A 14,203-nucleotide genomic window follows, 5' to 3' on the forward strand; every position below is an offset into this window, starting at 1 on the left:
GAACACTGTGGCGGCTGGTGGTTTGAATTTATCAGCCGCGCGCTGCGGTGATTAGCCGGCTCAGAGTGCATGGGCTTATGAATAAAAACGCATAAACACTGGCCACTGAGCCACCACGCGGCCCCCCCTCCTGACTGCGACACGACCTCGGACGGTGTCGTGTCGCGGCAAGGAGAGCTCAGTCCAGACTCGCCGCCGTCCAGCCACCGCCCAACGCGCGGACCAGTTGAACCGAGGCGCGGCGCTGGCGCGTCGCGAGATCGAGCAGGCTGCGCCGCGCCTGCAGATTGGCGGTCTGCGCGGTCACGACGTCGAGATAGCTGACCGCCCCCTGCTGATAGCGCTCGGTGGCCATGTCCTGGGCGCGCTGGGCAGCCTGCGCGGCGCGCCCATCTGCGGCGGCCGCCTCGCCGTAGCGGGCGAGCAGCGCAAGCTGGTCCTCGACCTGCTGGAAGGCCGCCAGCACGACAGCGCGGTAGCGCTGCCCCGCTTCGTCGAGCTGCGCTTGTGCGCGCGCGATGTTCGCGTCGCGGCGACCGCCGTCCAGCACATCGATCAGCAGGCTCGGCCCTATCGCCCAGAACAGGTTCGGCGCTTCAATGAAGTGGGCCAGATCGCTGCTCTGGAATCCGGCCGCCCCACTGAGCGTCAGCGACGGAAAGAAGGCCGTGCGCGCGACACCGACCGTGGCGTTGGCCGCCGCGACGCGCCGCTGAGCCGCCGCGATGTCGGGCCGACGCTGCAACAGCGCGGCAGGCAAGCCCGGCGGAACCGTCGGCACCGTCGCGGGCACGAGGCGGGGCTCGATCGAGAAGCTCGACGCGCTGGCGCCGACCAGCGCCGCAATCGCATGTTCGAGCAGAGCGCGCTGGGCCTGGGACTGTCCGACCTGCGAGCGCGTCGTCTCCAGCTGGGCCTGGGCACGCGCGAGGTCTAGCCCCGAGGCGATGCCGTTCTGATGGCGCCGCGCAATCATCTCTTCTGCACGCGCATAGGCCGCTTCCGTTTCGCGCAGCAGCTGCACCTCCTGGTCGAGACCGCGCAGCGCGACCAGCGAATCGGCAAGCTGAGCCTGCAACGACAGACGGGCCGCGGCGAGATCGGCCGCGGCGGCCTGCTCCTGGGCGACGCCCGCGCTGACTCGCTGGCGCACGCGCCCCCACAGGTCGATCTCGTAATCGAGTTCGAGGCCCAGCGTGGCGCTGTTGTACTCGTCCGGCGAGTTCGGCCCGAGCACGCGCAGCGGCCGGCGCTCGGACTGGCGGTCACGCTGCCCGTTCAGCGAAGCGCCCAGCGTCGGCGACTGCGCCGCGCGCAGCGCACCGGTCTCGGCCCTGGCCTGCTGGTAACGCGCGAAGGCCGTCGCGAGATCGGGGCTGTTGTCGAGCAGACGCTGCTCGAGCGCATCGAGTTCGGCGTCCTGATACAGCTTCCACCACGCCTGGCGCGGCAGAGTGTCGGCGGGTGCGGCGCTCGTCCATGGACCCTGGCTTTCCTTGAAAGCCATGGCCAGGGGCACAGCGGGGGGCGGCGCTAGCGGCGCCTGGCTGCAGCCGGCCGCCCACAGGGCCGCGACCACGACAAGCCGCCGCCTCACTTCGTCACCTTGCGGTCGGCCACGGCGCGCACACGATCGCCGCTCGCGATTCCATCCGGCGGGTTGTCGATGACGCGCTCGCCGCGCGCAATCCCTCCGCTCAGTTCAAGAGAGCTGCCGAGATCGCGAACCACCGTGACCGGCTTGAGCTGGACGCGCCCATCGGCGACGGTCGCGACCTGCACCCCGGCCTTGCCGAAGATCACCGCGCTCGGCGGCAGGCTCAGATTGCCTTTGGACATCGCCGAGCCAAAACGGACGGTCGCGAAACCGCCGGGTAGCAACTCGCCCGAGTCGTTCTTGACGGCGAGCTGAACCAGCATCGCACCCGATCCGGAATCGATCGCCCGGGACAGCGACTGAACCGTCGCCGGGTAGCTGCGCCCCGGGCGCTCCGGCACGGTAAGCTGAGCCGTGCTGCCCGGAAGGATCTGCGCCACCTGGCGCTGCGGAACGCTGACATAGACGCGTAGACGACGAACGTCCGAGACGACGAAGAGTTCGCTGCCGGCGCCGCCGCCGACATTGATCAGCGCTCCAACATCGGTGTTGCGCGCGGTGACCACTCCGTCAAAAGGAGCGACGAGCCGGGTGTAGCGCTGCAGCGCCCGCAGACGCTCGACATTGGCCTGGAGCGCGTTCGCCGTCGACAGCTTGGCCACCGAGTCACCCGTCTTCTCGTCGACCTCCTGCCGCGAGACCGAGTCGCTCGCCAGAAGCGACTGCCAGCGCTTCGCGGTGCTGGAAGCGAGGGACGCGTTGCTGTGCGCACTGGCCAGTTCGGCGCGCGCCTGCTGCAGTTGCTGGTCGAGATCCGGTGTCTCGATCTGGGCGAGCAACTGCCCCGCCTTGACCGAAGAGCCGATGTCTACGCTCCAGCTCTTCAGGTAGCCGCTGACCCGCGCATAGATCGGCGCGCGCGCCCAGGCTTCGATCCGGGCGGGCAGCTCGAGCTCTTCGCCCGCCCCCTCGGACGGCGAAATCAGCGCCACGGACGGCAGGTTTTGTGCGGCGGTGCTTTCGCGCAGTTGTTCGGCCTGCGATCGGCGGCTCATCAAGCCGGTCGCCAGCAGCGCGGCGGCCAGGCCGGCCACGCCCAGCGCGGCCAGGTGCTTGCGCGAAGAAGAGGTCTTATCAGGCATGGGAAAAAACTCCAGAAGAAAGTTGTGCTCGCCCGGACGCGCGGCGCCCGTGCACCAGGCTGAAGACCACCGGCACGAAAACCAGGGTGGCCAAAGTCGAGAAGATCAAACCGCCGATCACAGCGCGGCCCAGCGGCGCGTTCTGCTCGCCCCCCTCGCCCAGGCCCAGAGCCATCGGCAGCATGCCGATGACCATCGCCAACGCCGTCATCAGCACCGGGCGGAAGCGCACGAACCCGGCTTCGAGCGCGGCGGCCGACGCGTCGCCAAGTTCGGCCAGCCGTTCGCGGGCAAAGCTGATCACCAGCACGCTGTTGGCTGTCGCGACCCCCATACACATGATTGCGCCGGTCAGCGCGGGCACCGACAAGGTGGTGTTCGTCGCGAACAGCATCCAGAGGATGCCGGCCAGCGCCGCAGGCAGCGCCGAGACGATCACAGCCGGATCCACCCAGGACTGGAAGTTCACGACGATCAGCAGGTAGATCAGCACGATCGCGCCGAGCAGGCCGAGCTGCAGGCCCGAGAAGGCCCTGTCCATCGTGCGCACCTGACCGAGCAGTTGCACCGTCGTTCCCTTGGGCACGGCGGAGGCCGTATCGGCGAGAGCGCGCCGGATGTCGGCGGCGACAGCGCCCAGATCGCGGTCTTGCGTGCTCGCGTGGATCTGCACCATAGGCTGCACGTCGTAGTGGCTGACCAGAGCGCTCCCGGTGCCGCGCTCGAAGCGCGCCACACCGCCCAGCGTCGTGACATTGGCGTTCACTCCGTTGCCCACCGGCAGGTTCGCCAGAGAAGAGAGCGAATCGAGCTGGTAAGACGGCGTCTGCATCACGATCGGGTAGTTCACGCCATTGGCCGGGTTCAGCCAGAAGGTCGGAGCGACCTGGCTGCTACCGGCCAGGTTCACGACCAGGCTGTTCGTCACGTCGCGCGCTGAGAGCCCGAGCAGCTGGGCCTGGGTGCGATCGAGTTCGGCGTTGAAGAAGGGCGATTTGTTCGACTGCTGGATGCGCGCATCGGCAACCCCGGGAATGGCGCGAACGCGCTTGAGCAACTGCTGTGCGTACGCGTAGTTCGCTTCGATCTTGCTACCGCGAATCTGTATGTCGACCGGAGCGGGCGCGCCGAAGTTGAGGATCTGGCTGACGATGTCGGCGGGCGGAAACGAGAAAGTCGTGTCCGGAAATTCCCTGGGCAGGATCTCCCGCATCCGGCGCACGTATTCGGCGCTCGGCCGGTGCCCTTGCTTCAACGCGATCTGGATGTCGCCATCCTGAGAGCCCATGACCCCCGTGTTGTTGTAGGTCAGGTTGATATTGCTGGGAGGCAGGCCAAGGTTATCGACCAGGGTGCTGATCTCATCGCCGGGGATGATGCGCCGGATCGCCTCTTCGATCCGCGCGAAGCGGACCGCGGTCTCCTCGACGCGGGTGCCGACCGGCACCCGCGCATGCATCAGCACCTGCCCCGAGTCGACAGCGGGGAAGAAGTTGCTGCCGATGAAGGGCAGCAACCCGAAGGACAGGACGACGACGCAGACGAAGCCGATCAGGAAAGTCTTGCGATGGGAGATCGCGAGCTGCAACAGACCCCGATAGCCCTCGCGGATCCTCTCGAAGCGCACTTCGAAGTTGCGCTGAAAGCGCACCAGCGGATTGCGCGACGCGGGCAGAGCCCCATCCTTGCCATGCAGATCGGTATGGGCCGCATGCCGGCGCAGCAGGAACTTGGCCATCGTCGGGACCAGCGTGCGCGAGAGGATGAAGGAGCACAGCATCGCGAACATCACCGCTTCGGCCATCGGCACGAAGAGAAAGCGCGACACCCCATCCAGGAAGAACATCGGGACAAACACGATGCAGATGCAGAGCAGCGATACGAGCGCCGGCGCGACGATCTGCTGCGCACCATCGAGGATCGCGGTCTCGACATCCTTGCCCTGCTCGAGGTGCCAGTTGATGTTCTCGATGGTCACGGTCGCATCGTCGACCAGAATCCCCACCGCCAGCGCGAGCCCGCCCAGCGTCATCAGGTTCAGGGTCTCCCCGAAAGCGGCGAGCGCGATGATCGAACCCAGGATGGAGAGCGGGATCGAAACCGCGATGATCAGCGTCGAGCGCCAGCTACCCAGGAACAGCAGGATCAGCACGCTGGTCAGCGTCGCGGCGATGGCTCCCTCGGTCGCGACACCGCGAACCGCGGCGCGCACGAACAAGGACTGATCGTTGATCGGCAGCACTTTGAGCTCGTCCGGCAGCGCGCCCTTCATCTCGGCGAGCTTCTCGCGGACGCCATCGACGATCGCCAGCGTAGAGGCCGAACCGTTCTTCAGCACCGACATCAACACCGAGCGACCTCCATCGACGTGCACGATGTTGGTCTGCGGAGCATTGCCGTCGTGGACTTGCGCGACATCGCCGAGCGTGATCGTGCTGCCCTTGACCACCTTGACCGGGATGCGCGCGAGCTCCGCTATCGCGGACGGCGCGCTGTTGAGCTGCACCGTATATTCGAGGCCGCCTATCTTCTGCGTTCCGACCGGAACCAGCACGTTCTGGGCTGCCAGCGCGGCCGAGATATCCTGAGCGGACAGGCCCCTCGCCTGCAGCGCAGCGGGATCGACATCGACCTGCACCTGACGCTGCTTGCCGCCATAAGGCGTCGGAATCGCCGCCCCGGGGATCGTCGTCAGCGGGATGCGCACCGTGTTCATGCCCAGGTCGAACAGGGTCTTCTCGGTGAGCCCCTTTCCGGAGAGCGCGAGCTGCAGAATCGGCACCGTCGCCGCGTTGTAGTTGAGGACCAAGGGCTGGGAGATGCCGGGAGGCATCAGGCGCAAGGCCACCTGCGAGGCCGCAACGACCTGGGCATTGGCGACCGCGATATTCACGCCGGGCTGGAAGAAGATCTTGACGACGCTGACCCCCGGATAGGTGTTGGCCTCGATGTGCTCGATATCGTTGACGGCCGTCGTCAATATGCGTTGGAAAGGCGTGGAGATGCGCCCCGACATCTGGTCCGGAGGCTGCCCCGTGTATTGCCAGGCCACCGCGATCACCGGAATCCGGATCTCGGGGAAGATATCCGTGGGCATGCGCAGCGCCGCCAATGGACCGAGGATCAGCAGCAGCAGCGCCATCACGGCAAAGGTATAGGGGCGTCGCAGCGCGACGCGGACGATGCCGATCAACACTGTGAAGCTCCGCTATTTGGGATCATGAGAGGCCTCTCTTTCAGAGAACGGACAAAGGGGGACAGACAGGGAGAGGCCTATGCGGGCATCTCCGCCATCGCGTTGTTTTCCTTGCAACGGGTGCGAGTCAGGGCTCTTCGGCGAAGAGGATGATTTCGTTCGCGGATTGCCAAACGCAGTCGATGAGCCGACGGCCGAAGCCTTCCTTCGTCATCGATGGAGAGAATTTACCCAGCGTGAAGGCTATTGATTAGTCGGCACAATCCGCATGAGCCTATGAGTTGGACTCATGAATCGCGCGGGGTTCAGCCCCCCGGCGCGCCCCTCACCGCTGAACGCGAGAAGCCTGGGCGGCGGCCGCGCTCAGCGTGATCCTCGCAAAGGCAGCGCTCTGCACGGCGACATCCGCGCGACGGCGCAGCAGATCGGAAGCTAGACCGGCGAGGATGGCCGGACGGGCCTGCCTGGCGGCCGCTTCCCGGGCTTCCGGCCGTCCCCGGTTTGATCCCGCTCAAGTCGGGAGCAGTCCGGGGCCCGGGGGAAACGTCGCAAAGGCCGTCCAGTTCTCGCCCTCGAAGGATTTGGCCAATTTATCGCCTCATATGGCTTTATTTATAAGGCCGTGATCCAGAGCGGTTTCTAACATGCGCTCACTCAAGCAAAGGATCTGGAGCGCAAGTCATGACAATCACCCACGTAGCCGCCGTCGATCTGGGCGCGTCCAGCGGCCGCGTGCTCCTCGCCCGCCACGATAGCGAGCGCGCCACGCTGGAAATCGAGGAAGTCCACCGCTTCCCGAACGGCTTTCTGCGCCGGGATGGACACGACTGCTGGGACACCGAGGATCTCGTCGCGCAGATCGAGCAGGGTCTCGACGCGATCATCGCGCGTGGCATCACCCCCGCTTCGCTCGGCGTCGATACCTGGGGCGTGGATTACGTGCTTCTCGACCAGGAGGGGCGCCTGCTTGGACAGGCGGTGTCCTACCGCGACCACCGCACCGATGGGGTCATGGATCAGGTGCTCGCGGCTGTCGGCCGCGAGGAGCTTTATGCCCGCACCGGTATCCAGTTCATGCAGTTCAACACGATTTTCCAGCTCGCCGCGCTGAAGAAGGAGAACCCGGACTGGCTGCCGCGCGTCAAGACGCTGCTGCTGATGCCCGACTACCTGCACTACCGACTCGGTGGCGGGCTCAGCTGCGAGTACACGAACGCCAGCACGACCCAGCTCCTCAGCCTGAAGGCGCGCGACTGGGACCGTCCGCTGCTGCGCAAGCTCGGTGTGCCGGAGCAGTGGTTCCTGCCGCTGAGCCAGCCGGGCCGGACGGTCGGCGAGTGGACCGCGAAGAGCGGCGAGCGCGTCAAAGTCGTCTTGCCGGCGACGCACGACACGGCTTCGGCCGTCGTCGCGGTGCCGCTCGAGGACGAGCACTCCGTCTTCATCAGCTCGGGCACTTGGTCGCTGATGGGGCTTGAGAGCGGGCAAGCCTGCAATGATCCGCTGGCGCTCGCGGCCAACGTAACCAATGAAGGTGGCGTCGATGGCAGCTATCGCGTGCTCAAGAACATCATGGGTCTGTGGCTCGTGCAACGCCTGCGCGACGCCTTCCCTGCCCTTTCGTTCGCGGAGCTTGCCGCTCAGGCCGAAGCTGCGCCGCCGCTGCGCTTTCTGATCAACCCGAACGACGACCGCTTCCTGAATCCGCCGTCGATGTACGAGCAGATCCGCGCCTTCTGCCTCGAGACCGGGCAGGGAGCCCCAGAGGGCCCCGGCGAGGCCGCCCGCTGCATCTTCGAGAGCCTCGCCTTCCTCTACCGTCAGACGCTGCTTGAGCTCGGAGCGATCACTACCCGCCGCTTCAAGCGCATCCATATCGTCGGCGGTGGCAGCCAGAACCGCTTCCTGAATCAGCTCTGCGCCGACTTCTGCGCTCTGCCGGTGATCGCTGGCCCCGTGGAGGCCTCAGCGCTCGGAAACATCACCGCCCAGCTGCGCGCGCATGGTGCGCTCGCCGACCTTGCCGCGATCCGCAGCCTGATCCGGCATGGCTTCGCCAGCGAGACCGTGCTGCCGCACCCGGATGTCTCGGACAGCGTCGAGCGCCACTGGAACAGGTTCCAGGACCTGTGCCGTGCCGTCCCCGTCGCGCAATGAACCCACCCTCAAAGGACCTGAACATGAACACAAGCACTGCCTACAACGAAGCCCGGACCCGTTTTGCCGAGATCGGCATAGACACCGAGGCCGCCCTCACCGCGCTCGATGCGATCCCCGTGTCAATGCACTGCTGGCAGGGTGACGACGTGGTCGGTTTCGAATTCCCCGATGTGGCGCTCTCCGGCGGCATCCAGACCACCGGCAACTATCCGGGCAAGGCGCACACCGCCGAGGAACTGCGCAGCGATGCTGAAGCCGCGATGGCGCTGATCCCGGGCCGCAAGCGTTTCAACCTGCACGCGCTCTACATCGACAGCGACGAGAAGGTGAGCCGCGACAAGATAGAGCCGAAACACTTCGAACGCTGGGTTGCGTGGGCGAAGTCGCGCGGGCTCGGCCTGGACTTCAACCCAAGCTGCTTCTCGCATCCGAAGTTCGTCGACGGCATGACGCTGGCCCATCCCGATCCGGCGATCCGCCGTTTCTGGATAGATCACTGCATCGCCTCGCGCCGGATCTCGGATTACTTCGGTCAGGAACTCGGCACCAAGTCGGTGATGAACATCTGGATCCCGGACGGCATGAAAGATCAGCCGGCCGACCGCCTGGCTCCGCGCCAGCGCCTGCTCGACGCTCTCGACGAGATCATGTCCGCGAACGTGCCGGCCGCACACCACCTCGTCGCGGTCGAAGGCAAGCTGTTCGGCATAGGCGCCGAGAGCTATACGGTCGGCTCGAACGAGTTCTACATGGCCTATGCAGTGTCGCGCAAGACCGCCCTCTGCCTCGACGCCGGCCACTTCCACCCGACCGAAGTCGTGTCCGACAAGATCAGCGCCGTCGAGCCTTTCGTCCAGGACCTGCTGCTCCACGTGACCCGTTCGGTGCGCTGGGATTCCGACCACGTGGTAACGCTGGACGACGAGACGCAGGCGATCGCCAGCGAGATCGTCCGCAACGGGCTGCTCGGACGCGTGCACATCGGGCTCGACTTCTTCGATGCGTCGATCAACCGGATCGCGGCCTGGGTGATCGGCATGCGCAACATGAAAAAGGCGTTGTTGCGCGCGCTGCTCGAGCCGACCGAAACGCTGCGGCGCGCCGAGGCGGAACTGGATTTCACGACGCGCTTCGCGCTGTTCGAGGAGCTGAAGAGCATGCCGTGGAGCGCCGTGTGGGATCAGTACTGCGAGCGCCAGGGCGTCGGTATCGGCGCCGAATGGCTGGCGACCGTCAAGAAGTACGAGGCCGAGGTCCTGGTCAAGCGTCGTTGAACGGAAGCGCCGCTGACCCTCGACGGCCGGCGGCGCCCAATATGGACAACAAATAAGATAAGGAGACAACAGCATGTCGGCAATCGTTTCGGGTATAGGCTGGCACCTCGTCGGGGCAGCATCCGCGGCGTCGTTCTACGCCCCCATCAGCAAGGTCAGGAAATGGTCGTGGGAGACGACCTGGGCTTTCGCGGGTCTGTTCTCGTGGATCCTGCTCCCGTGGATCGTCACCTCTTTCCTGATCGACGACTTCCGTTCGTTCTACAGCGTCGTCGACAGCAAGGCGTTCTGGGGCATGTTCCTGTTCGGCGCGATGTGGGGCGTCGGTAACATCAACTATGGTCTGACGATGCGTTATCTGGGCATGTCGCTTGGTATCGGCATCGCGATCGGCGTGACGCTCGTCGTCGGCACGCTGATGCCGCCCATCCTTCGCGGCGAGTTCGGCACGATGCTCGCGACGCCGAGCGGACAGATCACGCTGGTCGGCGTGCTGGTGGCGCTGGTGGGCATCGCGATCGTCACCTATGCAGGACACCAGAAGGAAAAGAGGCTGGGCACTCAGACCCAGGACTTCAATCTCAAGAAGGGTTTGTGCCTCGCTGTGATGTGCGGCATCTTCTCGGCCGGCTTCGCCTTCGGTCTCGAGGCGGGACGTCCGATCAAGGCGGCCTCGCTCGCGCTGGGCATCGATCCGCTCTACGCGATGCTGCCAAGCTACGGGATCATCATGGGCGGCGGAGCGCTGGTCAATTTCGCCTACTGTCTGATCCGGCTCGCGACGAAGCCAGAGCTGTCGATCCGCGCCGATCTGTCGCAACCGGCCCGCGGGCTGGCGATCAACGCCTTGCTCGCCGCGACCGGCGGGATCATGTGGTACCTGCAGTTCTTCTTCTATGCCTGGGGTGAAGCGAGCATCCCGCACGAACTCTCGTTCGCGAACTGGATGCTGCACATGAGCGGTTACGTGTTCTGCGGCGGCCTCGTCGGCCTGCTGCTTGCCGAATGGAAGGGCGTCGGTTCGCGCCCGGTCATGATCCTGTGCGGCGGCATGCTGGTCATCATCGCGGCGGCGAACCTGGTCGGCATGGGCATGGCGGCCAACTGAGGAGAGTAGCGATGATACGCAAGGCATTCCTGATGTCGGTGAAGCCCGACGCACACGACGAATACCAGCGCCGCCACGCCGCGATCTGGCCTGAGCTGGTCACGACGCTCAAGGCGCACGGCGCCGGCAACTACGGGATCTTCCTCGATCCCCGGACCAGTCAGCTCTTCGCCTACGTCGAAATCGAGAATCAAGCGCGCTGGGACGCGATCGCGGGTACCGAGAGCTGCAGGAAATGGTGGGCGTACATGAAGGACATCATGCCCACCAATCCGGACGACAGCCCCGTCAGCCGCGACCTCATCGAGGTTTTCCATCTGCCCTGATGCCTCTGTGCTCTTCGGCCAGGCGCCCACGCGCCTGGCCGGGAAATCAAGGCGAAGGACGGACAGCCTGGCTAGATTGCCCCCTTGAATCCAAGAAAACGAACACCGGACTGAACATGAACACGATAGAACTGAACCCGGCCGTCAGAGCCGAAATCGAGAAGGTCGTCGAGATCTCGGCCTACCTGTGGCAGCGCGAGTGGGCCGAACGCAATGGCGGCAACATCTCGGTCGATCTGACCGAGATCTTCGGCGAACCACCTAGCGACCTGTCGCAGTTTCCGCACTGCCTTCTGAGTGTGGCGGCAGGCAGCGGCTCATTCCCAACGGATGCCGCCGGTCACATCTTCTTCGTCAAGGGCACAGGCGAGCGGATCCGCGAGCTGCGCGCCCCGGATCTGGCCGGTTGCGTGCTGCGCATCGACGACAAGGCCGAGGGTTATCACATTCTGTGGGGGGGGCGCGGCCAACCAGACTTCCGACCGACCAGTGAGTTCATCTCCCACGTCGAGATCGTGATGGACAAGTTCCGCTCGGGCTCAGGGGATCGCTGCGTTATCCATACCCACCCGCTTGAGCTGATCGCGCTCTCGCACCACCCGAAATATGCGCACGACGAGCTGGCTTACACGGATGTGTGCTGGAAGATGCTGCCCGAAGTGCGTGCCTTCGTACCACGCGGCATCGGTATCGTGCCCTACTGCATGCCGGGTTCCAAAGCGATGGCCGAGGGGACGACGGCGAAGCTTCGCCGTCACGACGTCGCCGTGTGGGAGAAGCACGGCGCGGTGGCAACCGGTCGCGATGCGCTCACCGCCTACGACTTCATCGACGTGGCGAACAAGGGGGCCAAGCTGTTCCTGAAGTGCCTCGCGGCAGGTTTTGAACCGGAGGGTGTGAGCGCCCAGGCGATGCAGGAACTCAAGGAGACCTTCGGGCTGTGATCGCCGGAAACCTGCCCGCGGCGCCGCAAGCAGCGAAGGGGCAGGAAGGACCTCGACGGTTGAGCCAGGTCAAATGGGCTGGCAGGCTCAGGCCAGACGCTCGCGATCTGATCACGAGAGCTTCTTGTCGGGGCCAAGGCGGCGCAATCCGAGCAGAGGCTCTCGCCAAGCGCCGGGCGCCGCTGCGTAGCGGAGTAGGGAGAAGATGATGGAAACGCTGACTCGCGACGAGTACTTCCGCAATCCGGAGACAGTGGTGTCGGTGCTGCAGCGTTCGCCGCAGTGGTCCTACCCCGAGCATGTGCACGAGTTCGACGAGCTCGTGATTGCGCGCTCGGGCAGCGGCATGAACTACATCAATGGCAATCCGGCGCCTGTCTGCCGCGGCTCCATCTTCTATGTGCGCGCCAGTCAGAGCCACCTGCTCGATCAGCTCGACGATTTGCATCTGACCAACGTGCTGATCCTGCCGTCCCGCTTCAAGCATGTGAGCCATGAATCTCTGGTGAAGATGCTCGCCCAGAAGGCCGGCGAGGAAGATGGCCCCTATGTCGTCGGCGCCGGCACGCTCAAGCGCATCGAAGGTCTGCTCAACCGGATCACCGAGGAGTCCGAAAATCCGTCCGAGTACTCGGACCAGATGATAGAGCTGCTGCTCGGCCAGTTGATGATAGAACTGTGGCGCGGCCAAGCTCAGCAGCAATCGTCTCAGCAGGAGAAGGATGAGCGACTGACAGGCATGCTGCGCCACCTGAACAGCCACTTCGACGAGGAGGTCGACTGGGATCAGCTCGCCGCCCACTTCGACATCCCACTGCGCACGCTGAGCCGCAAGATCGCCGAAGTCACCGGCCTGTCGCCGAACAGCTACCTGAACCGCATCCGCATCTGCCATGCGATGCGCTTGCTCAAGAACACCGAAAAACCGGTGACCGAGATCGCTTTCGCCTGCGGTTTCAACGACAGCAACTATTTCACCAGCCGCTTCCACCGCGAAGTCGGCATGAACCCGCTGCAGTACCGGCGGAGCGTCGAAACCGCGACGCCTCCCGGCGCGTCCTAGCGCAGATTTTCTCCCGCTCCGTCAGCCTGAACCAGGTGCCGCGCGCCGGCATTGAGGGCGAGCCTTGCCCGCAGACGGAGCGAATCTTTCCGGTCGCATCGCTGCCGGAACAAGCTTACTGTCCCTGAATGGAGTATCCGATGAGTTTTTCCCTGTGCCTGCCCAAGATCAGCCTCTCCGGCCCCGGCTGCGTGCTCGAGGTCACCCCTTTCCTGCAGCGCAGCGGTATTCGCCGCCCGCTGCTGGTGACGGATCCCCAGCTGCTCAAACATGGGCTCGTCGATGCCCTGCTCGCTTCGCTGCGCGAGGCGGGTCTGGCACCGACCGTCTTCGACGCCGTCCGACCGAATCCGACCGACCATGTCGCTGAAGCGGCGCTCGCGGCCTTCCGGGAGTCCGACGGCGATGCGATCATCGGTTTCGGCGGCGGCAGCTCGATCGACACCGCGAAGGCCGTGCGCGCGCTCGTCGCGAATCCCGACAAACGCGTCCATGAGCTGGCCGGAGTCGGCAACATCGGCAAGTGCGGACCGCTGCTCGTCGCGATCACGACGACGGCCGGCACGGCGGCCGAAGTGACCAGCAACGCGGTCATTACCGACACCGCCAGGCATGTGAAAATGGTGCTGATCGATGCGGCGATCATCCCCGACCTCGCGGTCAACGACCCCGAACTGATGCTCGGCCTGCCCGCCTCGATCACCGCCGCGACCGGCATAGACGCGCTCACGCACGCGGTCGAAGCCTATGTATCGAAAGCCGCCCATCCGCTGACCGACCACTCGGCGCTGGCGGCGATCCGCTTGATCGCACGCCATCTGCCGCAGGCCGTCGATGACGGCAAGGATCTCGAGGCCAGGACGATGATGTGCCACGGGCAGTTTCTCGCCGGAATGGCCTTCAACAGCGCAGGCTTGGGTTATGTCCATTCTCTGGCTCACCAGCCTGGCGCCACCCACGATCTGCCGCACGGCGTCTGCAACGCGATCCTGCTGCCGGTCGTCAGCGAGTTCAACCGCCCGCACCGCGAGGAGCGCTTCGCAGCGATCGCCCAGGCGATGGGCGGACAGACGGACGGGCTTTCGCTTGAGGAGGCCTCCAAACTTGCGATCCGCCTGATCCGCGAACTCTCGGTCAGGGTCGGGATCCCGAAAGGCTTTGCCGAGCTCGGCGTCAAGCGTGAGGACATCGCGGCCTGGATCCGCCCGGCGCAGGAAGATCCGTGTACCGGCTGCGCCCCGGTCGCGGCAAGCGATGTCGAAGTCGAAAACCTTTACCTAAAGGCACTCTGAAGCGGCTTGATCTGCCGCGGCTGGCGTTTTCAGGCCGGGGCCGGCTTGCCCTGCCTGGCGGGAGCTCTCACCGCCCCGCCCTCCGGTCGGCAAGCCCTTTC

Annotated in this window: 10 protein-coding genes; 7 read left to right on the top strand and 3 right to left on the bottom strand. The window is 65.2% G+C overall.

What is annotated here, in order from left to right; all coding sequences use genetic code 11:
• Positions 1 to 178: 178 nt before the first annotated feature.
• From ACHFB9_RS13440 to ACHFB9_RS13450, 3 genes are read right to left on the bottom strand one after another with little or no spacing between them, the layout of a single operon-like run.
• On the bottom strand, positions 179 to 1,597 hold the full coding sequence (locus ACHFB9_RS13440; protein WP_417067783.1) for an efflux transporter outer membrane subunit: 1,419 nt from the start codon (positions 1,595 to 1,597) through the stop codon (positions 179 to 181).
• The gene (locus ACHFB9_RS13445; protein WP_417067784.1) at positions 1,594 to 2,739 is read right to left on the bottom strand and encodes an efflux RND transporter periplasmic adaptor subunit; all 1,146 of its coding nucleotides are present in this window, start codon (positions 2,737 to 2,739) and stop codon (positions 1,594 to 1,596) included. Before ACHFB9_RS13445 ends, ACHFB9_RS13440 begins: the two co-directional genes overlap by 4 nt.
• Positions 2,732 to 5,935, bottom strand: coding sequence for an efflux RND transporter permease subunit (locus ACHFB9_RS13450; RefSeq protein ID WP_417067786.1), 3,204 nt, complete (start codon positions 5,933 to 5,935; stop codon positions 2,732 to 2,734). The genes ACHFB9_RS13445 and ACHFB9_RS13450 overlap by 8 nt, the downstream gene beginning before the upstream one ends.
• A 681-nt stretch (positions 5,936 to 6,616) precedes the next feature.
• Here ACHFB9_RS13450 and rhaB point away from each other — a divergent pair.
• From rhaB to ACHFB9_RS13485, 7 genes are all read left to right on the top strand, one after another.
• Positions 6,617 to 8,092, top strand: a complete 1,476-nt coding sequence (gene rhaB / locus ACHFB9_RS13455) for a rhamnulokinase (RefSeq protein WP_417067787.1) — start codon at positions 6,617 to 6,619, stop codon at positions 8,090 to 8,092.
• 23 nt (positions 8,093 to 8,115) lie between these two features.
• Positions 8,116 to 9,369, top strand: a complete 1,254-nt coding sequence (locus ACHFB9_RS13460) for an L-rhamnose isomerase (protein ID WP_417067789.1) — start codon at positions 8,116 to 8,118, stop codon at positions 9,367 to 9,369.
• Positions 9,370 to 9,442: 73 nt separating this feature from the next.
• Entirely contained in the window at positions 9,443 to 10,477 is a 1,035-nt protein-coding gene (rhaT, locus tag ACHFB9_RS13465; RefSeq protein WP_417067791.1) for an L-rhamnose/proton symporter RhaT, read from the top strand.
• Between the two features lie 11 nt (positions 10,478 to 10,488).
• Positions 10,489 to 10,803, top strand: a complete 315-nt coding sequence (rhaM, locus tag ACHFB9_RS13470) for an L-rhamnose mutarotase (protein WP_417067792.1) — start codon at positions 10,489 to 10,491, stop codon at positions 10,801 to 10,803.
• Between the two features lie 116 nt (positions 10,804 to 10,919).
• The gene (rhaD, locus tag ACHFB9_RS13475) at positions 10,920 to 11,747 is read left to right on the top strand and encodes a rhamnulose-1-phosphate aldolase (RefSeq protein ID WP_417067793.1); all 828 of its coding nucleotides are present in this window, start codon (positions 10,920 to 10,922) and stop codon (positions 11,745 to 11,747) included.
• A gap of 208 nt (positions 11,748 to 11,955) precedes the next feature.
• A complete protein-coding gene (locus ACHFB9_RS13480; protein ID WP_417067794.1) occupies positions 11,956 to 12,810 on the top strand; it encodes a helix-turn-helix domain-containing protein in 855 nt (284 codons plus the stop codon).
• Between the two features lie 140 nt (positions 12,811 to 12,950).
• Positions 12,951 to 14,102: an iron-containing alcohol dehydrogenase gene (locus ACHFB9_RS13485; protein ID WP_417067796.1), complete on the top strand. Its 1,152-nt coding sequence runs from the start codon at positions 12,951 to 12,953 to the stop codon at positions 14,100 to 14,102.
• Positions 14,103 to 14,203: the final 101 nt, after the last annotated feature.

The sequence above is a fragment of the Niveibacterium terrae genome (genome assembly GCF_048213115.1).
Classification (GTDB): Bacteria; Pseudomonadota; Gammaproteobacteria; order Burkholderiales; family Rhodocyclaceae; genus Niveibacterium; species Niveibacterium terrae.